Annotated in this window: 20 protein-coding genes; 14 read left to right on the top strand and 6 right to left on the bottom strand. The window is 42.8% G+C overall.

Annotated elements, in window-relative coordinates:
• Nucleotides 1–100: 100 nt before the first annotated feature.
• From QYC40_RS18045 to QYC40_RS18060, 4 genes are all read left to right on the top strand, one after another.
• The gene (locus QYC40_RS18045; RefSeq protein ID WP_301991631.1) at nucleotides 101–2,248 is read left to right on the top strand and encodes a carboxypeptidase-like regulatory domain-containing protein; all 2,148 of its coding nucleotides are present in this window, start codon (nucleotides 101–103) and stop codon (nucleotides 2,246–2,248) included.
• 96 nt (nucleotides 2,249–2,344) lie between these two features.
• Nucleotides 2,345–2,962: a hypothetical protein gene (locus QYC40_RS18050; RefSeq protein WP_301991633.1), complete on the top strand. Its 618-nt coding sequence runs from the start codon at nucleotides 2,345–2,347 to the stop codon at nucleotides 2,960–2,962.
• 5 nt (nucleotides 2,963–2,967) lie between these two features.
• Nucleotides 2,968–3,993 carry a sensor histidine kinase gene (locus tag QYC40_RS18055; RefSeq protein WP_301991634.1) on the top strand — a complete coding sequence of 342 codons (1,026 nt, stop codon included), beginning with the start codon at nucleotides 2,968–2,970 and terminating at the stop codon, nucleotides 3,991–3,993.
• Between the two features lies 1 nt (nucleotide 3,994).
• Nucleotides 3,995–4,753 (top strand): LytTR family DNA-binding domain-containing protein, encoded by a 759-nt coding sequence (locus QYC40_RS18060; protein ID WP_301991635.1) that lies wholly within the window; start codon nucleotides 3,995–3,997, stop codon nucleotides 4,751–4,753.
• Between the two features lie 8 nt (nucleotides 4,754–4,761).
• Here the strand turns inward: QYC40_RS18060 and QYC40_RS18065 are convergent, their stop codons facing one another.
• The gene (locus QYC40_RS18065) at nucleotides 4,762–5,226 is read right to left on the bottom strand and encodes a hypothetical protein (protein WP_301991636.1); all 465 of its coding nucleotides are present in this window, start codon (nucleotides 5,224–5,226) and stop codon (nucleotides 4,762–4,764) included.
• A 51-nt stretch (nucleotides 5,227–5,277) separates the two neighbouring features.
• Nucleotides 5,278–7,008 (bottom strand): hypothetical protein, encoded by a 1,731-nt coding sequence (locus tag QYC40_RS18070; RefSeq protein ID WP_301991637.1) that lies wholly within the window; start codon nucleotides 7,006–7,008, stop codon nucleotides 5,278–5,280.
• A gap of 282 nt (nucleotides 7,009–7,290) precedes the next feature.
• Between QYC40_RS18070 and QYC40_RS18075 the strand changes: the two genes are divergently transcribed.
• Entirely contained in the window at nucleotides 7,291–7,848 is a 558-nt protein-coding gene (locus tag QYC40_RS18075) for a DUF4256 domain-containing protein (protein WP_301991638.1), read from the top strand.
• 278 nt (nucleotides 7,849–8,126) lie between these two features.
• Here the strand turns inward: QYC40_RS18075 and QYC40_RS18080 are convergent, their stop codons facing one another.
• The gene (locus QYC40_RS18080) at nucleotides 8,127–9,017 is read right to left on the bottom strand and encodes a phosphatidylserine decarboxylase (RefSeq protein ID WP_301991639.1); all 891 of its coding nucleotides are present in this window, start codon (nucleotides 9,015–9,017) and stop codon (nucleotides 8,127–8,129) included.
• A 140-nt stretch (nucleotides 9,018–9,157) separates the two neighbouring features.
• Between QYC40_RS18080 and QYC40_RS18085 the strand changes: the two genes are divergently transcribed.
• The gene (locus QYC40_RS18085; RefSeq protein WP_301991640.1) at nucleotides 9,158–9,763 is read left to right on the top strand and encodes a hypothetical protein; all 606 of its coding nucleotides are present in this window, start codon (nucleotides 9,158–9,160) and stop codon (nucleotides 9,761–9,763) included.
• 138 nt (nucleotides 9,764–9,901) lie between these two features.
• Here QYC40_RS18085 and QYC40_RS18090 read toward each other — a convergent pair whose 3' ends face one another.
• Nucleotides 9,902–10,117, bottom strand: a complete 216-nt coding sequence (locus QYC40_RS18090; protein ID WP_301991641.1) for a hypothetical protein — start codon at nucleotides 10,115–10,117, stop codon at nucleotides 9,902–9,904.
• 262 nt (nucleotides 10,118–10,379) lie between these two features.
• On the opposite strand from QYC40_RS18090, the gene QYC40_RS18095 reads away from it, so the two are divergent.
• Nucleotides 10,380–11,108 carry an SDR family oxidoreductase gene (locus QYC40_RS18095; protein ID WP_301991642.1) on the top strand — a complete coding sequence of 243 codons (729 nt, stop codon included), beginning with the start codon at nucleotides 10,380–10,382 and terminating at the stop codon, nucleotides 11,106–11,108.
• Between the two features lie 10 nt (nucleotides 11,109–11,118).
• Nucleotides 11,119–11,778 carry a DUF6766 family protein gene (locus tag QYC40_RS18100; RefSeq protein ID WP_301991644.1) on the top strand — a complete coding sequence of 220 codons (660 nt, stop codon included), beginning with the start codon at nucleotides 11,119–11,121 and terminating at the stop codon, nucleotides 11,776–11,778.
• Between the two features lie 91 nt (nucleotides 11,779–11,869).
• Here QYC40_RS18100 and QYC40_RS18105 read toward each other — a convergent pair whose 3' ends face one another.
• Nucleotides 11,870–13,336, bottom strand: coding sequence for a glycoside hydrolase family 130 protein (locus QYC40_RS18105; RefSeq protein ID WP_301991645.1), 1,467 nt, complete (start codon nucleotides 13,334–13,336; stop codon nucleotides 11,870–11,872).
• Between the two features lie 156 nt (nucleotides 13,337–13,492).
• On the opposite strand from QYC40_RS18105, the gene QYC40_RS18110 reads away from it, so the two are divergent.
• Both QYC40_RS18110 and QYC40_RS18115 read left to right on the top strand, forming a co-directional pair.
• Nucleotides 13,493–14,710, top strand: coding sequence for a glycosyltransferase family 4 protein (locus QYC40_RS18110; RefSeq protein WP_301991646.1), 1,218 nt, complete (start codon nucleotides 13,493–13,495; stop codon nucleotides 14,708–14,710).
• A 10-nt stretch (nucleotides 14,711–14,720) separates the two neighbouring features.
• Nucleotides 14,721–15,791, top strand: a complete 1,071-nt coding sequence (locus tag QYC40_RS18115) for a hypothetical protein (protein WP_301991647.1) — start codon at nucleotides 14,721–14,723, stop codon at nucleotides 15,789–15,791.
• A gap of 36 nt (nucleotides 15,792–15,827) precedes the next feature.
• Here the strand turns inward: QYC40_RS18115 and QYC40_RS18120 are convergent, their stop codons facing one another.
• Nucleotides 15,828–16,316 carry a hypothetical protein gene (locus tag QYC40_RS18120; protein ID WP_301991648.1) on the bottom strand — a complete coding sequence of 163 codons (489 nt, stop codon included), beginning with the start codon at nucleotides 16,314–16,316 and terminating at the stop codon, nucleotides 15,828–15,830.
• Between the two features lie 573 nt (nucleotides 16,317–16,889).
• Between QYC40_RS18120 and QYC40_RS18125 the strand changes: the two genes are divergently transcribed.
• Genes QYC40_RS18125 through QYC40_RS18140 form a run of 4 tightly spaced genes read left to right on the top strand, consistent with a single transcriptional unit; the run spans nucleotide 16,890 to nucleotide 24,553 of the window.
• On the top strand, nucleotides 16,890–18,104 hold the full coding sequence (locus QYC40_RS18125) for a HEAT repeat domain-containing protein (protein WP_301991650.1): 1,215 nt from the start codon (nucleotides 16,890–16,892) through the stop codon (nucleotides 18,102–18,104).
• Nucleotides 18,105–18,134: 30 nt separating this feature from the next.
• Nucleotides 18,135–19,562, top strand: a complete 1,428-nt coding sequence (locus tag QYC40_RS18130) for a glycosyltransferase family 2 protein (RefSeq protein ID WP_301991652.1) — start codon at nucleotides 18,135–18,137, stop codon at nucleotides 19,560–19,562.
• Nucleotides 19,552–22,407, top strand: a complete 2,856-nt coding sequence (locus tag QYC40_RS18135) for a tetratricopeptide repeat protein (RefSeq protein WP_301991653.1) — start codon at nucleotides 19,552–19,554, stop codon at nucleotides 22,405–22,407. Before QYC40_RS18130 ends, QYC40_RS18135 begins: the two co-directional genes overlap by 11 nt.
• A 4-nt stretch (nucleotides 22,408–22,411) precedes the next feature.
• On the top strand, nucleotides 22,412–24,553 hold the full coding sequence (locus QYC40_RS18140; protein ID WP_301991654.1) for a DUF4838 domain-containing protein: 2,142 nt from the start codon (nucleotides 22,412–22,414) through the stop codon (nucleotides 24,551–24,553).
• Nucleotide 24,554 lies beyond the last annotated feature (1 nt).

A 24,554-nucleotide genomic window follows, 5' to 3' on the forward strand; every position in this document is an offset into this window, starting at 1 on the left:
GCATACAGCAATCAACAGTTCATCCCGAGAAAACTACAGTTCGGCGACAATAAATTCGCCATGGCAAGCATAGACCATACTTTTACCGAAAACATAAGCCATGCGAATATTATCCATTCTAACCTTTCTACTCATTCCTATTCTCAACTTTGCTCAGGAGTCGACAATAAGCGGAATCGTCTTATTGAAATCCAAAAAACCGATCTTTAACGCTAATGTCTTTATCGAAGGCAGCTACGACGGCGCAAATACCGACAGCCTGGGTCGATTCAGCTTTAAAACCAGTCTTTCTGGAGCGCAACAAATCAACGTGACGGCCATAGGTTATCAGTCCAAACAGCAGCGTATTCAAATCCACGATTCACTCTTTCTGGAAATCATGCTTCAGGCGGACGAGCGGGCAATCGAAGAAGTTGTCGTGCGTGCGGGCCAATTTAAGGTCGGATCGCAAGCAAACGCTGTGTTAACTCCCTTAGATATCGTCACAACCGCCGGCAGCATGGGCAATATTATCGCGGCATTGGACAAATTACCGGGCGCACAAATCGCTGGCGAAAATGGACGATTGATGGTCCGCGGTGGCGATCCATCAGAAACACAAACCTATATCAATGGCCTGCGTGTCGCCCAACCCTATACCGCCTCTGCCAACGGTATGCCCGTGCGTGGCCGCTTCTCCCCCTTTCTATTCAAAGGAACGAGCTTCTCAACCGGAGGTTATAGCGCAGAATTCGGAAATGCCCTCTCCAGCATCCTCAACCTCAGCACAGATTTGAACCTCGCCGAAGCCAAGTCAGATATCTCCATCTCCACGGTAGGACTAGGCTTAAGCAATACGCAGCGCTGGAAAAATAGCTCCCTAAGCTTTAATGGCACATATACCAACCTCGCCCCCTATCTCAAAATAATCGATCAGCGTTTAGAATGGATCAACCCCTATCAGCAAGCCAATGCTGAGGCCATTTTCCGTAACAAGGGCGAAAAACATTTCTTCAACCTCTATGGCGCATTCACCTTCGAGAAATTCGCATTTAAGGATTACGACCTGAACTACGATCAACAGGTAAGAACGGGAATCAAAGAGAAAAACATCTACGTCAATAGCAATTACTTACGCTATTTACCGCAGAACTGGAAATGGGAACTCGGAGGAAGCTTTGGCTATTCCGACAAGAACTTAGCTTATTACAATTTCGAGATCCCCACAGAGGAATACAGCAGTCATATCAAAACCGTTCTTCGCAAGAAGAAAAGCAGCCAATTACAGTATAGCTTCGGCGCTGAGCATTTCTTTCAAAAAATCGACGAGCAATTCCACAATCCGGATAATCATTTCGCTTACGGATTTGATCGACAGCTCTTGTCGGGCTTTGCAGAAACACAATACACAGCCTTCTCCAAGCTATTCTTGACCTTGGGTGCCCGATACAGCAGCGACGTTAAAAAGCAGCAATCCCTCGAGCCTAGAGCCGCCTTAGGATATGAAATCAACGCCAACCATCAAATGTCGATTTCCTATGGGCTATTCCACCAACAGACGCGAGAAGATATCGCCAAATATCGCGCAGATCTGCCTTGGCAACAAGCACAGCACTACATCTTCAACTATACCTTCCTCAGAAAAAATCAGTTGCTGCGCTTGGAGCTCTTTCAAAAAGACTATAGCCAACTACTTCAATACGATAGTCCGCTCCCCACATACAGCAGCCACTACCAAAGCAATGGTTACGGCACGGTTCGCGGAATCGACTTCTTTTGGCGCGACTCCAAGAGTTTTAAGAACTTCCAATATTGGATATCCTATTCCTATACCGACGCAAACAAGCTCGAACGGAATTATCAGGGTGCCGTGCAACCCGACTACGTCGCGAAACATTATTTCTCCATCGTGGCAAAATACTGGTATGCTCCGATCCGTTCACAACTCAGCCTGACGAACAGTTTTATTTCCGGTCGCCCCTACCATGATCCAAACCTCGCAGGTTTTATGCAATCAAAAACAAATGGCCAAAACGACCTTTCATTCAGCTGGTCCTACCTGCTGAGCCAGCAGAAAATTCTATTCTTCTCCGTGACCAATATTTTAGGAAACAAGCCTGTTTATGGCTACCAATACCGATCAACGCCCGATCAGGATGGCCATTTTGCATCCAAAGCCATACTTCCCAACGCGAAGCGCTTTGTATTCCTGGGCTTCTTTTGGACCATCAGCAAGAATAAAAAAGACAACCAACTGGACAATCTGTAGAAAACCATTCATCCATGAAAATCAACAGTTCATCGCTATTCATTTTCAAAAGCGACGTATCCTAGCGAATTTTAATCAACACAAAAAAAGAACAACATGAAAACACTATTGATCAGTTTATTCAGCCTGCTTAGCATTGTATGCTACGGACAAGGCAACTATGAGAAAGCCATGGGCGACGCCCTACAAACCTGGCAGAACGGGAAAAACAGCGAAGCCATGTCGAAATTCGAACGCATTGCACAGGCCGAAAAGAGCAACTGGATTCCGCGCTACTACCAAGCCTTTGTCGCGGCTACATCGTCTTTCCAAACGCAGGACAGCGACGAAAAAGAGCAACTTATACAAGCTGCCATTAAACTTATACCAACAAAAACGGAAGATTTGAACGCCGAATGGCATGTCCTGAAAGCACTCGCATTGACCGCTCAATTAACCATAGACCCGATGTCTAGAGCGATGCAGTTATCCCCGGAAATTATTCATAATTACGAACAGGCGCTACAACTGGAGCCTAACAATCCCAGAGCCTTATCGGGGCTTGCCGACTTCCAGATCCAGTCTAAGAAATATATGGGTGGCAGTACCGAACAGGAGTGCAAAGATTTAGAAAAAGCAGTATCTTTATTTGCTACAGAGAAGCATGATACGCCATTCTATCCAACTTGGGGCAGGGAAAGAGCTGAGGCAACGTTAGCAACTTGTAAGAAATAAACAGCATGAAATATTTCCTAAGATCCTTACTGTATACTGTAATCATCACCTCTGTGATCTATTTCGTCTTCTCGATCTACTATATGATTAAAAGTGGCAACGAAGCGATAGAAAACGGAACAGAAAGTGCGCTTCTCGCCACGATTGCTTACAGTATCCTATTGGGTCTTTCCGGAACATATACAGCCGCTTTTTTACAACGCATCGTCCCTGGCAAGAACAAAATGCCGAAACGCTTTCTGCTCTATGTACTCATCACACAGATTATCGCGCCAGTAATCGTATTTATTACAACCGGCTTTTTCCAGGTAATCATCTATAAAAAGACCTTTGCGACCTTTGTCTCCCAAATTTATTGGGTCAATTACATCATGCCCACTGTTATTGCGATGCTCATCGGTGGCGGATTTTACCTCTTCGGCATGTATATGGAGCGCAAAAACGCCCAATTAGAAAAGCAGAAACAGATTGCCGGGGAGGCAACAGCACAACTGGAGACCCTAAAAAATCAAATCGACCCCCATTTTCTATTCAATAGCTTAAACGTGCTCATTGGGCTGATCGAAGAAAACCCCAAAAATGCAATAGCCTACACCCAATCCTTGTCACGTATCTATCGATATATACTCGAAAAGAAAGATCATAGCCTCGTGCCGATCAGCGACGAGCTGGACTTTGCAAAGAATTATATCGCTTTGCTCAAACTCCGTTTCGAAGATGCCATACAGGTAGAAATCGACGCGGAGGAGGTTACGGATGACATGAAAACCATTCCGCTGGCGCTTCAACTTTTGCTGGAAAATTGCATACAGCACAATAAAATAAGCGATGAACAACCCTTATTTATTCGTATTTCCATTCAAAACGGCGAATTGAATGTGGAAAACAATCTGCAGCCTAAGCCACAGCAGGAGTCATCGACCAAAATCGGTCTGAACAATATCCGTGAAAGATATCATATTATTGGTTCAAAAAACATCGAAGTAGTTCAGAATAATGACAGCTTCCGCGTTGCACTACCTATTCTATAGCATGAAAGACACTCTTGTAGTCATTATCGAAGACGAACGCCCCGCTGCCCGCTCCTTGCAAAGAAAGCTGATGAAGTTGGGCTACTCCCATATCACGCTTCTCCACTCGGTAGAGCAGGGCAAGCAGTGGTTTAAAACTCATCCAGAGCCCGACTTGCTGTTCCTTGACATCCAACTTTCCGATGGTCTATCTTTTGAAATTCTGGATGAGCTTGCGCTAGCCTGTCCAATTATTTTTACCACGGCTTACGATGAGTTTGCATTAAAAGCTTTTAAGGTGAATAGTGTAGATTATTTGATGAAACCCATTATCGAGGAAGAACTGGAGGCTGCGCTCGCCAAATACGAGAAAAACCACGCCAGCAAGCAACCCTCGCTTGATATGACAGAATTGAAAGCCCTTTTCGCACCAACGCGAACTAGCTATAAATCACGATTTAGCATTAAGATCGGCCAACAGATCAAACTCATTACGATCGATGAGATCGAATGCTTCTTTTCCGAAAACAAGGGAACTTACGCCTTCTGTTCAGATGGCAATCAATATCTCCTGGATTTTACCCTCGACCAGCTGGAAAAACTGCTCGACCCCGCTATATTCTTCCGCATAAGCCGCGGATTTTTGGTGCATATTAAAGCAATTAAGAGCATTGCCGTGCACTCCAACTCCAGATTGAAGCTGTATTTTCATCATTATGGAAATGCAGAGGTCATCGTTAGTCGGGAGCGAGTAAACGATTTCAAAGCGTGGATCGAATAATGAATGCCTTAGTAGAGATGGAATTTTAACGGGATATTGACGCCAACCGAGAAGGTAAATCCATCGATCGGCTTAAAGTCTTTTTTGGTATTGATATCAAACCCATAACCGGCAGCAAATTCAAGCAGATTGAATACCCCAATCCCAGCCTTGGCAGTTGCCGTATAGGGGGTTATCTCTCCCTTTAGGAAAGGCCATACCGCAACATTATTTAAATAATAGGTTGCTCCAAATTCGGGGATGACCGTCGTTTTGTCCATCATCCAGGTAAAATTGGCTCCCCCATCTAACTTGAGATATTGTGATTGATTAAGGGCAAACAAGCCCCAAGCCGAAGCCTTCAGAAAACTGCCGCTTTGATACTGATACCCCAACGATGGGCCAAAAATCCATCCGTTCGCTCGTTGTTCTTGGGCATTCAGTTGCACGCTCGTGCTAAGCAATAATATTAGAAGGTAAAACGCTCTTTTCATACTCAGTTGACTTTATTGCAAGATAGAATTTTTAGCTTGAAATCAGATAAGCTATATAATCTCCATCACACGATCATATTTGTCGCCCAGCTTTTGCTTCAATCTTTGCTTGTTCTTTTTGATCGCCTCCAGCGATATTCCCAGGATATTTGCCGTTTCGGCAGGCGTAAGCCCTAGTTTTTGCAACATAATAAAGCGGATATTGTTTTCCGTAAGCTCCGGAATACCCTTTTTTAACTGATTATAATAATTTGGATAAGCCTCATCAAAGGTCATTTTAAAATTTTGCCAGTCATCCTCCGTCAATATATGTGACTGTAACAACTGCTTTAACTTGCCGTTTTTTTCTTCAATTTCAGCAAGCGCTGATTTATTGATACGGGCAATTTCTCTTTGCAAGCTTTCAATCTGTTTGTTTCGGTCTGTTAGGAAACGTAGGTGATCTGCCAGGGTCCTATGCGCCTGTTCGAGCTTCTGATCGAGCAAGGTTTTTTCGAGGCGATAAGCCAACACTTTCTTTTCATAACGATGGTGGCGCGCAAACATCTTGCGGCGAAAGTCGATATAGGAAATAATCACTATTCCGATACCCAAGGCGAGCACGAGTAAATACATATTCCGTGCAAAGCGGCTCTGTTGCACCTTGAGGTTAATTATGCTCGCTTCATTCAGATAGCGCTCCTTCGCGGCCAACACTCTTGCTCGCTGGATTACTACTGCACTCTCTCCATAGATCGAACTGTCCTTCAGCTGCCCAAGGCTTCGACGAATGGCAAGCTCCATATCCGGGTCTCCTTTATGCTCCGCAATTTTCAGCCTCAATTCTTCTACATCAAGCAGGAAATCAGTTTTTGTCAAGTTACCTTTCAGATCTTTTTTCAAATGCTCCAGCAATACTTCCGCAGATTGCATATCGCCCTTGCCCATGAGCACCTTTGCTTTGATAATCTCTGCATGCTGCCGATTGGCTTTATCGCCACTCTCTTCACTAAGTTTTACATCCTGATCTACGAAATGCAGGGCGGAGTCCAGCTCCCCCCTCCCTAAACTGACCATCGCTAGCATCCCGTTCACCCGAGCGAGCCTAGCCTTGGCATCAATCTTCAACGCAAGCTCTTTCGCATCGTTTAAGTAGGCCATAGCCACCGAAGTGTCCTTATCCTCCAAATGGCACATGGCAAGGTTATCTAGTATGGAAGCCTTCATTTCGGAGAGGTCCGGTGCCAAAAAGGCCGCCTCCTTCAAACAATTTATAGCCTCCTTATACTCGCCGATTGTAGAGAAAAAGAAACCCAGGGATCGGTAGGACTCGTCCGGATTGATCTGATCCACATAAGGGATATCGTCAATTTTGAATGATGCCGTCATGAAATATGGCAGCGATTGTTCCAATAAGTTAAATTGGTAATAGTATTTTGCTAATTCAATCTGAACCCACAGTGCAAGCGCTTCATCATCAAACTTGATTGCCAGGTCGTTAGCTTTCTCAAAATAAGTTGAACTAATCGTATTGATCTGCCCTATCTTGCGGCTTGTTCCTCTGCCCATCAAGGCATAATAGACCGCCGTTTGCTTATTGGCATCACCTTTCAAAACACGTTGCCGCAGCGGCGTTAAAAATTCCCTCAACGCAATTGTATCGGATCCGAAGCTCTTTTCTTTCTGAATAAAATAAGTCAATGAGGCATTGTTGTTGTCCTTTTTTTCGCGCGCATGGAGCACAAACATAAAGGTCAACAATAAGGATAGCATGAGATATCTTAATGAAGATTTTACAGCCATAAGTTTGAGGAGCGAGAAGGCTTCGCTTAGTATTTTCGTGTGATTCTAAACGCTAATATACAACAAATGAACATGTTCGATTCTGCACGAGTTCGAATAGCCCTGTTAAAAAAACATTTGTAAATGAATTTCTACATGTGTTTGGCACCTACCCAAAAAGATTGCCGCATTTCGATAACCCCAATATGCAAGCGCTAATTTCCCGCAACCAAACACTAGCATTTAAAAAGGCTTTTTTGTAAATTCGTTGTCTGTGTTTACACACATCAACCACTATAAACTATGGAAAATCTATCAGCAGAACGTAGTGAGGAACTACTCGGCATCTTAAAAAAACGTTTCGAGAAGCATATGGATCGACACCTCGGCTTGGACTGGGCAGAGGTGGAAAGTAAACTGAAGAAATCTCCGGCAGCGCTGTCCTCCCTTCATCTGATGGAAGAAACCGAAGGCGAACCCGACGTTATTGGCTACGACAAAGCTAAAGGCAGCATTACTTTTGGCGATTGCAGTGCGGAAAGCCCAAAAGGCCGACGCAGCATCTGCTACGACCAAGCGGCTCTAGATTCGCGCAAAGAACATAAACCTAAGCACAGCGCAATAGGTATGGCTAAAGAAATGGGCATCGCGCTGATGGATGAGGAACAATATGCGGCCCTGCAGGCCTTGGGGAAATTCGACAGCAAAACTTCTTCTTGGCTTAAAACGCCTGAGGCAGTTCGCAAACTCGGAGGCGCTATTTTTGGCGATTACCGCTACGACCGGGTATTTACTTATCATAATGGTGCTGAATCATACTATGCAGCGCGAGGATTCCGCGGGATAATTGAATTAACTTAAAGCCCTTTCAAAGCCCTTTCAAACCCACTGTAAAACCGTATCAAAGCCGTTCTGAAAGGGCTATGCATTGGGTTTGAAAGGGCCTTGAAAGGGAAGTGACTGAATGCGGTCCAGCTTTGTATAGGGAGTCTAGTACGCGTACCTAGGCAAATGTGTTAAAATTGACGGCAGGCTACCCGATGAAATTCATCGCGCTGCTGATGGGTCGCTAAAATTATTCCGGCTTAAAGGGGCCAAATTGGAGATATGGCGATTTGTATTTATACGATGACTACTAGCTAGGCCTTTACCCCTACTTTTTCACCAATTTTCACCAGAGTTTCAATACGTTTTTCTGAATGTTCGATGATGTCGGCGTCCGGCTTGATCGTACCTTTCTTAAAGATCTGCACAACCGTAGAACCACCATACTCAAAGTATCCTTTTTCTTCACCGCGACTGAACGAGCAGGCATCGTAATTCCGTTGCACAATCTTGCCAACGAGTAAAGCCCCTACTTCCAGGTGCAAAACATCGCCGAAGTTCTCGGTATGCAGCACCGTTAGTTCACGATAATTCTTGGCAATCAAAGCTCTGGTTTCAGCCAATGCAAGGGGATGCACGGAGTGTAAAACGCCTTTAATTTTGACTACAGGATCTTGTGTACCATTGTCGATATATCCATAGCGGTGGTAGTCGTTGGGCGCCAGTCTATACACAAAGCACCAACCGTCTTTATATTGTTCGGCTAGTTCCTTATCCTTCAATAGCGCTTCTAAATTGTACCAATAGCCCTTTACGGGAATACTGCTGACTTGAGCCAGGTCAAAAATCATTAATCTAGAGTCTGCCGGCGATATGAGGTGTTCAGGCGTTTCATCTATCGGGCGAGCACCGTCTTTGAGTTCGCGGATAAAAAACTCGTTAAAGCATCGAAAAGACTGTATAGGCTCTTTAATTTCGTCCACATTGATGTTGTAATGCTCGATAAATTTCGGAATCTGTCCTAAGCTTTTCGGCGAGTTTACATGGCGCGCGTAAGCTTTGGACACCATCTTTTTATTGAGTAAAGACTTCGTCAAGGCCCTGCCTAAGGTATTTTTATATAAGAACGCTAAACCGTTTACTTTATACGTATTCTCGTATTCAATTTCCTTAGTTTGTCTATTATATAGCTGCGGAACCTTCATGTGATTTACAAATTAAAGCCCAAATTTAATAAATCGCATTCAATTGTGGGTATTTCAGCAAAAGTCTTCGCTCCATGTAGTTTTACTGTAGCGATTATAAGTTTTGAATCGTATAACTTATATCCGATAAAAATCAAGTTATGAATCAATTAGCAAAGTTCAATTTTCTTCTCCTCATCACATTCCTATTGGTTTCCTGTTCTAAATCCGACCTCGAATTTGAGGATCAATATGAGAGAAGCCTTCGCAAGTGGGAAGATTTTAAGAGAGAAAGCCAGAACAGTTACAGCTACAGCACTTATTCGGGTAGCTGGACAGGCTGGTCGTCAGAAATGACTATTAAGATCGAAAACGGGAAGATTGAGCAGGTAAGCTATATTGTTCCCTCCATTGCGCCGACGAAACGCCCCGAGAATGGCTGGACCAAGGAATCATTTATAGAAGCAATGAGAAAAAAAGGCTACTCTGAAGAGGAGCTCAAGAAAGTCGAGGAGCAACTTGTTTGGGAGAAAATGGAATGGACGGAGGATAAATCGAATCTGGGAAGCCACGGCGATTATTATCTGCTAACGTTGGACGATGTGTACCGTTTAGCGAAGGAGAATTGGCTAGTTAAAAGCAAAGGCGTAACGAACTATTTAGAAACGGAACATGATGGACTAATTTCTAAGGTCGGTAAAGTTGAGGAAAACTGTGCCGACGACTGCTTTATTGGCGTGCAAATTAGCGCGATTGAGAAGAAATAAGCTGTATAAAACTTTCAGGGATCCGAAGATTGATCTCCAATCAAAACAGATCTCTTCAGAAAAATCAAATACATAAAAAAAAGCATTGCCGCTTGGTATCAATAATTCCAAGCAGCAATGCTTTATTCATTTTCATTCTTATTTTTTCCCGCCTCTAAGTATTGCTACTAAAAGTAGGATGAACACTGCGGCCCCAATAACCCACACCCAAGGTCTCGTATAAAAGGCTCCACCATCTCCTTTATCGATATCTACATTGATATCCAAGCCTTTTTCCTGTGCAAATGACTGCGCCGACATCAGAATAAACATGATGAATGCTACAGGGCGCATATTAAACATTTCTTTTTTCATAGTTCATGTAATTAAGTTTATTGGATTATAAACAAGAGTGCTCGCTAAATGTTTGGACACGGATTTAGTTTTTCGATAGGTACTTTTCGCAAGATTAGGAAACTCAATACCCAAACGATCCGGATTAATACGCAAAGCTTTTTGAACCTCAACCAAATAGTGCATGGAATGTTCCCTTTATAAAATCGACAAATGAGGATGAATATTCCACGAATTTGTCCCGTGCATTGACGAATGACATCACATTATAAATCGGAAATTTATGCAAAGAACAAAGATTTTCTTAACTGGTGGCACATCCGGAATAGGGCGAGCAGCGACCATACATTTACTGCGCCAAGGATTTGAGGTATTTATCATCGGACGAGATGAAGATAAGCTTAAGGAGCTTTTACAGGAATGTCAAGCGCTAGGAGTTGAAGGTCGCGTAGCGTATGAGCTTCAGGATCTAACCGATCAGCCGGCACTTCAAGCGTTGTTAGCGCGCGTTTGGGATTCCCATGGTCCTTTCGATGTTCTTATCAACAATGCAGGTGTTGGCTTTCGGAGTGTTGTCGAGGGCGATCCGCACGACCTCGTTTATATGACCAAGACAAACTTAGATTCGTACCTCCTATTATCGAGTTTTTTTGCTGAAAAGATGATCGCGCAGAAGATTGAAGGCGATATTATCAATATTGGATCAATGAGTTCGGATACGCGGGATGCGGGTAGTTCGGGCTATGTGGCTAGCAAAGCAGGCATACAAGGATTTACAGAAGCACTGAGAAAGGAGATCAATCCACATCACATTCGTGTTTCGCTGATTGAGCCCGGAGCGGTGGCGACGGATATGCCCTCCACAACTGCAGAGGAGGAGGCAGAGCTACAGGAAAAACATGAAATGTTAAAAGCAGAGGATATAGCCCGATTGATCAGTTTTGTGCTAGCACAAGATAGAAGAGTAAACATTGCAGAAGTTAAGATTAAGCCTTTACGGCAGGTTATTTAAATAGAAATATATGCGAAAAACGTTTTGGTATAGAAATAGTCTATCGATTGTTTTTATTACGCTGTTCGTTTTGGCGATGATGGCGCAGATTTATTTTGGCTGGAAAGAGCAAGCATTGCTTTATGAGGAGCAAGGCTCATTCTTAGGGTTCGCGACTTATTTGACAAGTGGACATTTTTTGTCGGCAACCTTCGAGAATTTTCAAAGTGAGTTTTTACAGATGGCGATGTATGTGATCCTCACCATTTCTTTGCGCCAAATCGGTTCGGCGGAATCAAAAAAGCTTTCAGGCCAGGAGGAGGTGGATCGAGAACCTGTTGCACATCGAGACGCTCCTCGGCCGGTAAAACAAGGCGGATGGCGCCTCTTACTCTACAAGAATTCCCTTTCGATCGCATTCATCGTTCTTTTCGTGTTTTCTTGGATAGGACATTTATACGGCAGTTTTAGGAATGTAAATGAAGAGCATGCATTAAAGATGGAGCCATTGGTTGGGTTATCAGAATTTATAAGAGAACCTACATTTTGGTTTGAAACTTTCCAGAATTGGCAGAGCGAATTTTTATCCGTCGCTTCTATTGTTATTTTATCGATCTACTTACGCCAAAAGGGCTCGCCGGAGTCAAAACCGGTTGATAGCCCACATATGGAAACAGGAAAGGGCGGCTAATCTGCCGCCCTTTATTTTCCTGAAAGTATCTGTTTCTAAAAGTTATCAAGAACTTTTACGCTAATGCTGTCCACTTGGCGTCAGGAAAGTCTTAATCAACTAGATTTTTCAATAATTCATCCAAACATACCGTTGCATAGGTTGACTCCTGATCGGAATAAGCATATGGCAATATCAGATGGTTGTTATGGATAATCTGACCACATGAATAGAGGACATTTGGCACATATCCATTACGCTCCGTTTCATTTGCGAACAAGAGCGGTTTTTTCAGTTTTCCGATAACTTTGGTAGGATCTTCCAGATCTAACAGGAGCGCACCTATTGAATATTCGCGCATAGGTCCTACTGAATGGGTAATGACCAACCAACCCGCTTCGGTTTCGACTGGCGAACCACAGTTTCCTACTTGAATAAACTCCCAAGGGTATTCCGGTTCCCCGACAAGTTGAATTTCCTCATGCCAGTTGGTGAGGGAGTTGGAGAATGCCACATAGCTATTTTCCCCATCCACACGACAGAGCATGGCGTATTTTCCTTTTATTTTCCGTGGAAAAAGAGCGGCACCTTTATTTGCTATTTTACCGTTTAAGGGCTGTATTTTAAAATTAACGAAGTCCTTAGTTGACAATAATTTTGGAAGAATAGAATGACCATCGTATGCTGTATAAGTTGCGTAGTAAGTTGCTTTGCCCTTCTCGGAAATAAATTGTACAAAGCGGGCGTCTTCAATTCCATTTTTCTCGGTGTCAGAGATCGGGAAAATAACCCTTTCGGAAATCGAAGTATCGCGAGAGTAGGAGATCTCATAATGGGAGGACGCCAACCACAGCATTTGTTGCATTAGAATCTGACTGTCGTAACTTAAATCTTCCTCTTCCTCTTTTATTTCTCTTACAAAACGCTGCAACTCGTCGTAAGTAAAGGTGTCGGTCAGTTTAGCTTCGATTACCTTTTGTATTTCTTCCTCGGGCTGATGTAAATCAACAAGCCTTTCAATGAATTCGGACTTTTTGTATCGGTGATTTTTAATATGCTTAGGTTTATCCAATAAAATACCGACTTCGTCGAGGTGTATATCTAAGTTTTTATCAATAACCGCAGATCGAAATACGATGGACGATAGGTGGCCCTCGCCTACCGCTCTGAAGCTCATAATAATTCTTTTTTCCCCTTCATGCGTCTGCGACTGATCCGGCGACAGGACAATGGAAGGATTAAAATAGGCGGCCGCCTCGATGGAATATTCCATGGTGAAGTATGACCCAATCAAGAGTCTTTCCTCATCCGAAAGCGATTGCTTGCTTATTTTTAGCTCTTTCAGTATTGGGTCGACGGCGGTAAAATTCCGTTCCAGTATGTTGATGATACTGCGATGTCTTCTTGCATAATTACGGAGGATTTGATTCAGAATGCTCTCTTTATCCGTTTCGGACATGTTTAACACGCGATTGATGATCTTTTTCGTGCGTTCTGGAGATAAGACGAATCTTCGCGCGAGCACCCTGTCCAATTTAGGCTTAAAGAATATGTTTTTTCGAGTTATCGTTATTCCCATGCTTATTTTTTTTCGTTAGGTTTTGTTATAACATCTAAACGCGGAAAGTGTTTATTGTCAGCTTGAATTAATATTTATTGGAGACAGCGAACAATTTAGCCACTTGTCGTGTTCAATAGGTGCACTGGCTGTTGAAGCATTAATTCAAAAAGATACATGAAGAGAACATTAATAATAGGAACTTACCTTCCGAGGCAATGTGGGATTGCAACATTTAGTCATGATTTGTACAAATCATTAGTTGAGAACGGGAAAGATGCAGAGATTATGGCTATTTCCAACGGCACGGAACAAAACTTTCCGAATCAGGTGGTCTACTCTGTATCGCAACATGAGAAAGATGAATATCTTTCTGCGGGCGATTGGATTAATCAAAATGAATATGACTGTTGTATTGTACAACATGAATTTGGAATTTTTGGAGGATCTGCCGGCGATCACATTCTGTCTTTGTTAGAAAGACTTTCTATTCCGATCATCAGTAATTTACATACGGTATTGGATACTCCGTCTGCAGATGAGAAGCGCGTAATTATGCGCATAGCGGAGTTGAGCAGTAAGATTACAGTGATGACCGATCGCGCGATTCGAGTTTTAATGGAGGTCTATCAGATTCCTCGTGTTAAGATTAAGTTGATTCCTCATGGCGTGCCAGATTTTCAGATTACAGCAGAGGAAGCGAAAGAATATTTGGGTTTGGAAGGAAAGACCGTGATGTTATCGTTTGGTCTGTTGGGGAGAAGTAAAGGTTATGAAGTGGCTATAGATGCGGTTTCGAGAATAAAAGATGATAATTTTTTATACATCATCCTTGGGGCAACACATCCGAATGTACTGTTGCATGAGGGTGAAAGTTATAAGAATGAATTGATACAACAAGCTGCTAAACTTGGATTGAGCGGCAAAGTTATGTTTGTGAACAAATATGCAAGTGATGCGCTTCTGCAGATTTATTTAAAGGCATGCGATATTTATGTCACTCCGTATCCGAATGTAAACCAGATGAGCAGTGGCACACTCACCTTTGCCTTAGGCGCTGGCGCGGCAGTTTTATCGACGCCGTATTGGTATGCGAAGGATTTATTAGCGGATGACCGTGGATGTCTATTTGATTTTAATGACTCCCAGGGGCTTGCTGAATGCCTGAATCGCTTATTAAGCAACCCATTCTTAATGAATTCCTATAGAAATCGCGCATTAGCTTATGGAAAGAAGATGTCTTGGCCAAATGTTGGGAAACAGCAGATTGAATTGATCCGTAATTTGATGCCTACTGAAGACTGTACAGTGGTAAAGGCATTGACTGTTAGGAATGAAACAACGCCATTACTGCCATTAAAACAGCAATCGCAATTGAGAACAGCAAATAATTAGAAAGGGATTATTGGTATTGAATAAAGAAGAGATAAATCAGGAACTTGAGCGCTTTTTCGTGGCGGTGCCTCGTTTAGATTTACGATATATTGAAAAAATAAGTAGTGCAACGGGGATTTATCAACATGCTTTATACAATATCCCAGACTATAGACATGGGTATTGCCTGGACGACAATTGCCGGGCTATGCTTTTGTTTGTATTAGCTAATGAGTTCGGATATCCGACCTTAGATCATCCCCTTTTTCGATCTTACCTCTCTTTTGTTGCTTACGCCCAACGAGAGGATGGCAGGTTTCGAAACTTTATGTCTTACGATCTTCGCTTTCTCGAAGATGTAGGCTCTGACGATAGCGTCGGACGATGTATTTGGTCTTTAGGTGTCCTATTGGCGAATGATCGCTTTTCGGCCTATCACCCACTTGCTTTTGATCTATTTAATCGTTCCATACCGCACTTTTCGGGAGTCCGCTCTGTTCGCGCTGTGGCTTATTTGATTTTGGGACTGGTCGATGCATTGACCTTTAAGCCCAAAGATGGGCAGTATTTAACGAAATTGCAGGAATTGTCGGCATTTCTGGTAGGCGAATACCGGGCTTGCGCTACTGCAAGTTGGCATTGGTTTGAGGAGATTATATCCTATGATAATGCCGTTCTTCCCTTAAGTTTAATTCGAGCGGCTAGGATATTAAACAACAAAGATTGGGAAGCAATTGGCATAGAGAGTTTTCATTTCTTGGATAAAATATTATTTCGAGAGAATCATCTCTCCATTATCGGTAATGAGGGCTGGTATAGAAAGGGAGAGAAACCAAATGCATTCGGTCAGCAACCTATTGAGGTTCCTTCAATTATGTTATTGTATCAGGAGCTGTATAGGCTGGATGGAAAAGAAATTTGGCTTAATAAGGCAAACATGGCCTTTTTGTGGTATTTGGGAAAGAATGATATGAGGCAAAGTTTATATAATCCTGTAGAGGGATCTTGTTATGATGGGTTGGAATCCTATGGCGTAAACCAGAATCAAGGCGCAGAGAGTAATCTGGCATTTTGGATGGGATATTTGTTAGTCAGGATCTAAAAGGAGAAAAAACTATCCATTTTCCAATTTCATCAATTATTCGCCTTCAGGTTTGTCAACAATGGAACAACCGACCTTAACAACAGCTTCCAACTCTTCCAATAAGAATAATATGTTTGTTCGATAAAATGACATGGTTACAGTACGCCGATAGCATCTATCCTCCAAGCGAAATCGGGCATATAAGGTCGTATTAATAGGGATACGCAACAGGTATAGGGTTTCGAGTTCGAACTCCTCCAGATCTGAAAAAGAGTATAAATCCGGTCCCATGGCATATCGGTCTCTATTTACTCGAATAAGCCGGTCCTGCGGGTAGATTCGGAGGTTAGATTTTTTTGACATGATGATCAAGAAGAACAATAGGGACACTAGAGAAATGCCCGCTCCCATCTTAAGATGATCGAAATAAATAATTAATGCAATTCCCAAGATCACCCAGATCAAGGGTATAAAGTGGAAAAGGGAAAAGTGGTGACGAGTCTTATACCCAGTTCCTTCATTAATCAAAAATTTGTAATTCATGTGCATGTTTATTAGGTAATAAATCGTAACGGTACAGCAATCAGGGATATGGATTGATGTTCAAACACGGTTTTAATCTATTTTAAAAAGGTCAGATTGATAGTGACTTAGATCATCTTTTGTTGTTTCTATTTTCAAGTGAAGCGATTTAGCTACAGGGAGGGGGGGGGAAGACTTTTATCCGAAATTTAAACACACTCGCCCAATAAAATCTCTCCTTTTAGATAATGTCATCAATTCTGACTAGTGTTTTTACAGGATGTAATCGATGGATAACTACATGTCTTAAGATGTCCCCCACTTGTCCTCTCCAAAATCCTTTATTAGTCTCCATTCTCTGATTTCTGGCCCACGACTGTCCCCGAACCGTCCCTATTATTCCAATAAAATGCCCGAAAATGTGTTTAAACGCTCAAAATTTGTACACTTTTTGTCCACCACGAAAATTATTGCGGCCAAAAAACACATACTACATTTGTTTCACTAACGCAGTGCATAGGTCAATCGACTGATATTCCAAACGATAGTTGACTATGTATTGTAAAAATCAAAATTCACATTATTTAACCTATTATGGAAACAATCAGTACCCTACAGGACTTGTGGTTTTTATTTTTGACTGCTCCCGTCGTGATTAAAGTTGCCCTTGCGGTAATTACATTTGTTGTTTGCATGTTTATGATCATGCTTTTATCAGCAGCAATCTCATTCTTCCTCGAACGCATTAGGCAAGGCACCTATGAAAAACTCAAGGAAAAGCATCGAACGTTCATCCTCGATTGTTTAGAATCCCAAAACCTACAAACGCCTACTGAGATTCAACTAGCTTTCGGAATTCATTGCGGAAAGCTCAATAACAAAACCTATTACTCCTTAATACCCACCCTACAAGAAATCATCGAAGAAAAACCCGAAATCCAACGGTCCATAAACTATAAGCCATTAATTGAAGCGCTGGGTATCGACAACCACTTAGAAAGTAAGCTCAATTTCTCATCCATTGCCAACAAGCTTAAAATATTCCATCAGTTGTCGCGGTTTAAGGTATTAATTGCCGATTCAAAGATCTTACCATATACGTTTAGCAAGAACAGGTTTGTTCGCAAAGGCGCAAGAAATGCTTATATAGGAGTCAGTAATAATAACCCTTTCAAATTCTTCGATCAGGACGACAACCAGATCAACTACTGGGATCAGATTATCCTGATGGAGCAGCTGGAATTGCACCATAAGAACAACCTCCCCAACTTTAGCAACTGGCTAAAATATTCCAAAAACCATAGCCAAACGATATTCCTGATCAAAGCGGCGAGCTACTTTAAACAATATGGATCGGTCAATACGCTGATTCATCTACTCGACAGCGAGGACCATGAGATCAGAAAAGAGTCTATTGTCGCTTTGGGACAGATGCAAGTAAAAAAAGTCGAGGATAAGCTGATTGAACTTTACCCTTCCCAACCGAATAAATGCAAGGATGCGATCATTGAAGCCCTATTTCTGATCAACTCAAAGAATGCGACACAATTTATGCGCGAAGCGTTTGAAAACAGTCCAAACTACGATTCCAAAAAGCTAATTGCAGAGGCCATCTTTAATTACGAAAGCGATGGACACCCTGTGTTTAACGAGATGTTGAACACCGCCGATAGCTTCAATAAGTCTATACTAAACCACGTAAAAAACCCACTGAACAATATTACCCTAAAAGCTCCTTCTGATAGCAACATTGTGGTATTAGAGGCACGCGAAGACGGCACTGTCGTTCAAAAACAGATATACAATTAATTCCTATAATCACTTTAAATTAATTTCGCCATGATTTACAGTTATTTTGAATATTTCATATTCTTCTATTCCTCGCTCATGCTGCTATCCTTGCTCATGCTGGGAATATTTAGCTGCGTTAAGCTTTGGAGGTTTAAGATCTACAACTCCAAACAAGATGATGAGTTCTTAATGAACTCGCGATTAACGCCTGGTATTTCCATCATTGCACCGGCTTTCAATGAGGAGAGAACCATTATCGACAATGTCAAATCACTATTAACTCTTGAGTATCCAACCTTCGAAGTCATCATTGTTAATGATGGAAGTACCGATAGAACCCTAGAATTATTAATCAAAGAATACGACCTAGAGGAAACAACCTATGCCTACATGGAACGCATCAAAACCGCGCCCTTTAAGCGTATTTTGAAGTCCAGAAACCCGATGTTCAGCAAGCTGACCATTGTGGACAAAGTGAATGGAGGCACCAAGGCCGACGCTTCAAATGCGGGAATCAACGCTTCGCAATATCCATACTTTATCTGTACCGACGTAGACTGCATCCTCGAGCGGAAGACGATGCTTAAAATGATTAAGCCTATCCTCAACTCTAAAAACAGAACTATTGCCGTAGGGGCAGTCCTACGTATGTCCAACAGTTGCGATATTAAAGACGGAGTTATCACAAGAGTTCGTGCACCGAGACGCTTGATACCACGTTTTCAAGAGTTGGAATACATGCGTTCCTATCTATTCGGCAAACTTGGGTGGAGCTTCATCAACTGCGTTCCGAATGTATCCGGAGGATTAGGGCTGTTCGATAAGGAAATTGCAATTAATGCCGGAGGCTACGACGGCAAGTCGCATGCGGAAGACATGGACCTCTTGACCAAAATGGTAATCTACATGTGCAATAGCAAGCAGAAATATACCGTAGACTACATCCCTGTCAGCTGTTGCTGGACGGAGGGACCTCATAACCTCACTATTCTTGCGCGCCAAAGAATGCGTTGGGCAACGGGATTAGCTCAAATCTTTACGGTACACCGTAAGGTCTTCTTCAATCCGCAATATCCCAAACTGGGCTTTGTTGTCTTCCCATACATCTTTATTTTCGAATTTCTAGCGCCTATAATCGAGGCCACCGGACTGTTCTGGTTTCTGCTTATCCTGATCAAGGGCGATGTCAATTGGTCGACCATCATGTTCATGTTCCTGTATGTTTACTCATTCGGAATCGCCATTAGTTCTATGGTTATTTTCATGGATTATCTCGTCAAGAGACAGTATAAAACCTATGCTGAAATCTTCTCCCTCTGGATTATCTCCCTTGTAGAAGGGTTTATCTACCATCCGTTCATCATCTACTTCTCTGTGGCGGGCTACATCAAGTACTTCACCACAAAGGATATTCGCTGGGGAACTATGACAAGACAAGGGTTTGATATAAACACACAGGTTGAACATGCAAAGTAAATTTCTAAAGCTAGTGATTGGCCTTGGGCTAATCGCTAGTTCCTTCTGCGCATATGCACAGTCGGATGCCGATTATTACCAATTAGCAAGAGCAGAGGGCAAAAAGAACAACTTTGCAAAGGCTACAGAATACTGTCTAACGGGATTACAAAAAACACCGATGGACATGGATTTAAAAGAATACCTTGGGAAATGCTACCTGGAAACCGGCAAGCTGAACCAAGCTCGTATGACCCTTCTCGACGTGCTTCGTAAGAGTCCCGATCGTGACGACGCCAGACGGTATATGATCACCATTGAAAGCCTTTCCAAGAGAAATGCCAGTGCCATTTGTTATGTCAATGAATTATTGGAAACAAATCCCTACGATAAGGATCTTTGGCTAAAGAAGGTCAACCTTTATCGCGAGCTACATAATAACGTAGAAGCTGAAAAGTCCATCTCCCGACTGCTGCAAATATTCCCTAACGATGAGGGGGTTCGGAAAACTTACAATACCATTATCAGAGAAAGTGCGTCGAATTCTCTCAAGAAAGAGAATTTGGAAGAAGCCGCTATGCAATATCAGAACGCATTGCTGACTACCAAGCGAGATCCTGAAATGTTTGACAACCTCATCAATACGCAGATTAAGCTGGGCGACTACAGCGAAGCCCTGAATAGCACGAATAAGGCTTTATTCTTTATGCCCGGCAATTCTACATTTCTTGCTAAAAAAGCGAGCATATTGGAGAGTCAAGGCAATTATACCCAAGCTATCGCCACCTTACAGGAGGCGCTGCGCAAAAACAATAGTCCACAATTGAGAAAACAACTAGACTATTTGGTCAGCGAGTCCGCGAGGGTACAGGTCAATAATGACCCATATGTTTTGTATTGGAAAATCTACAATAGCAACCGAGGAGACAGTGAAGCTTTTAAATTCCTGTTGAACACTGCATTAGAGCGAGGTAAACTGGATGATGCACAAGAGTTATTAAGCCCTGCACTACGCAGCAGACCCAACGATAAAACCTTATTGCTGAAGCAGATTCAAGTTTTTGAAAGGACACAACAAACATCTAAGGCTGAAGCCTTATACGATCGATTAAATCAACTCTATCCAAACGATACGGACATCGCCGCAAAGTTTCACCAGATCCGTTTCAACCAAGCCAAAGCCGATTTAAAAAATGAGGAATATGCAAAAGCGCTACAAGGCTTTCTTATTACACTGAAAAACCCGGATTATGCTACGATTTCCAGAGAGGGCCTTTTTAATTCCTATGTAGGACTTCGTAACAAAGATCAGGCAACACAGGCCATCGATGCGCTTATCGCCCAACATCCACAGGAAGAGAGGTACCTGCTGATGAAAATAGAATATTTAAGAAATTGTGCAGATTATGCTGCCGGATTAAATGTGGCGAAGCAATTCCACACCCAATTTCCCCATTCAACTTTGTTTCCAGAAGAGTTAGAGCTCTTGTCCAACCAGTATATCAAGGCGCTAATCTTACAGGAAAAATATGATGAGGTTGTCGACATATCCGATTATGTGATCAGTATCAAACCGGACAATCTACAATCCTATCTATATGGTTTGAATGCGCGGGTTTCCCAAAAAAAGTTGGATGAATCTGCTCGATTCATTGAGTCTGCACTCGTCCAATTCCCTAATCATAGGGATCTGAGAATGCGCTTAGCAGGAATTCAAGGCGAAATGAAAAACCATAAGCGTGCGGCAGAGCTATTGGGAGACCTGCGTCGGGAATATCCCTATAATGACACGATCAGCATGGCTTGGGCCGAAGAGATGTTCCTAACAGGGCGTGCGCTGGAAGCAGCCAACCAACAGGACGAAGCAATTGTCGTGTATAAACAGATCATCGAAGAAAATCCTCGTGACCTGAACAGCTCGCTAAAACTTCTGAGCCTTTTAAACGAGCGCAAACAGCATCAGGAGGCAATGCAACTTGTCAACCAATGTCTGCAACAGCACCCCAACCAAAACGACCTGATCTATCAGAAGGCTGTTATTTACGAAAATACCGGAGAATGGGAAAATGCACTAGATTATTACCAGCAATATGTTCCTAGCGCCGATAAGCTAGAAGCTATAAAAGAACATATCAGGTTTCTGCGTTCAAAGTATTTTAAAAACAGTATCACCGCATCGTTCACCAATGTCAAGTCAGATTCTGTTTTATTGAATATTCCCGTTGCCTCGCTCGAATACGCTCGACGCATCGACGATTTCAACACTTTCGTCATTCGTGGCAATTATGCCGGTAAAAACAACGGCGTCGGCATACAGGGGGAAGTGGACTGGTACCTAAAGTTGAAAAACAAATCCAGCTTTTTGTTCAGCGCAGGAATTGCGAATCAATTTTTTCAAAAATATAAAGCCTCCCTATCCTACTTCCAGCCATTCGCAAAAGACTGGCAGCTTGAAATTGGTGGCCGCTACGCCAAACTTTCTAATGATGCAAATTTCTACACAGCACTCGTAGGTATAGAGCGCGCGTGGAATGGCATTTGGTTAAATGGTAAAGCCTTCTATATGACCGATAGCGATGATAATTACTACAATGTCCTCCTGCAGTCTAGGTTCTACCTCGCTAACGAGCTCGATTATTTTACGGTAATGGCCGGTATGGGTAATGCCCCGGAGGACCAACGTTTAGACTTCCAACTCAACAATTTCCTGTCCTATGCAAATAGCATGGTCGGTGCAGGCTATCGCCATCATATTGGCTATAAATCTGCCATAGGTTTGTTGGGAACCTGGTCGAGCTATAAAATGGGCGATGAGGCATTCATCAACCAGTACAACGTCAGTTTGATGTTCACCACCAAATTTTAAGGATATGGGACGTTGGTTAGCACTAACAGTTTTTATTATCTGCCTGTTCTCAGCATGCAGCAATGCATCGGGTCTTTTGTTATTCAAAAAAGACTCGGTGCTACCCTACATTCTTGTTGAAAAAGAAGATGCTTCCAAATCAATCGATCTGTTCAGGACCTTATTTAAAAAGGCTACGGGCAAGGAAATAGAACTTGCTACAACGATGAAAAACGCATCTGCAGGCCCGCTGATCCATATCAACCTAGAGCGGGACAGCGAAAAACTATTCGCAATTAAAAGCGATGGGCAACATCTTCATATCATGGGCAATTCGAATGACAATCTTATACTCGCAATACATTACTTTTTCAATACATACGTGTATCCAGACCAGGATTTCAATACCGACTACCAGTCGCTTGCCCTTGAACAAATCCTGCTGCCTGCCAATCTGCATACAGACAATGAAAGGGCCTTCGCATTTGCCTACCGCGAGCCCTATTTTCCGGCAAACAGCACCCTTGCTTTTCAACAGCGCTTTAACACCCAAAGTTTGGAAAACCAATGGGGCCTTTGGGGACACAATATCCATAAGTTGATTCGTCCCACAGAGGCTATGTATGCTATCATCGACGGGGCACCCAACGAGGAGCAATACAACTTTTCAAGTCCCGCACTTGAGGCAGCATTAAAATCTGGCATTAAGGAGTCACTGGACAATGCGCCAGAGAAGAAATACTTCGTCATCATGCCGAATGACAACGAATTGGTCTGTCAATGTGATGCCTGCAAGAAGTTGGGAAATACCGAAACCAATGCAACACCGGCCGTTGTTCATCTCATCAGCAAGCTCGCAGCAAGCTTTCCGCAAGCAGTTTTCTTTACTTCCGACTATGTCACGACTTCTACGCCACCCGAGAAAGTCATGCCCTCCAATACAGGCGTGATCATCAGCACGATGGACTTTCCAAAAGGGGTCGTGTTGGCGGATTCAAAACAAAAGAACAAAATAGCAGAACGCTTTAAAAAGTGGAAATCCGTCACAAATCAACTATTCGTGTGGGACTATGCGGTCAATTTCGATAATTATATGGACGCCTATCCCACCCTGCTGCTACAACAGGAAAACCTTAAGTTCTATCGGTCTCTGGGGGTAACTGGGATTTTCATGCAAGGAAACGAAACAGGCTACGCCGCATTTGAACAGTTAAAAGCAATAGCTTACGCCAAACTTATGGAAAATCCGGACGCTGATGTCCAACAGCTTATACGCGACTATTTCCATTACATTGCAGAAGAACAGGGGAAACCCTTGAGCGATTACTTCATCGATATCAACATGAAAGCCCTCACAAACAAGCCTACGCTTGATATTTATGGAGGCATACAACAGTCTACTAAAAAGTATCTGAATGACGATGTGCTTCACAAATTTTACGATGCCCTTTCTGTTGCACGAAAGAATAGCAAGCCCGAATTTCAGTCCGAGCTGATGAAGCTACAGCTGAGCAGTCTTTTTCAACTGTTGGAAATTGCGCGAGCAAATGGCCTACAGCAACATGGCTGGGGAAACTATGATCCGAAAACAAAGCAGTTGCAAATCCATGCAGACATCAAATCGCGATTGGACGAATTCAAATCAATACGCAGCATGACAGGGCTTCAGACGTATAATGAGGTGAACAACAGCTTTCAGGACTACCTGCGCCAATGGGACGATCTACTAAAGTCAAGCTATCAAAATCAACTGTTTGGACAGCTCCTAGCGGTAAAGAGTAAGCTCGACGAAGACTATAATGACCCTAGCGTCTTAACCGATGGCGCAATAGGCTTTCTCGACTATTATAACAACTGGATGATCTTTACGCAAGACGACTTAAAGATTGAGATACCCATGACAGACCAGATCCGGCAGACCAAAAACCTGCAGCTTAGTTTCCTGGTCGATAAAAAACATAAACTCGCCTTGCCGAAGGCTATACAAGTCGGCTCCGATACGAGAAGCAATATTGCCCGCCAAGAACTGCAGACCTCGGCAGAAAAGTTGAAGAAATTAACCTACAACATTCCACTAACGATCAACGAAACAGATAATACGCTAAAACTAATCATCACAAAAGATAAAAATGTTGGATTCGCCTGCGATGAAATTATCTTAAAATAAT

It is taken from the genome of Sphingobacterium sp. BN32 (assembly GCF_030503615.1).
In the GTDB taxonomy this organism is placed as follows: Bacteria; Bacteroidota; Bacteroidia; order Sphingobacteriales; family Sphingobacteriaceae; genus Sphingobacterium.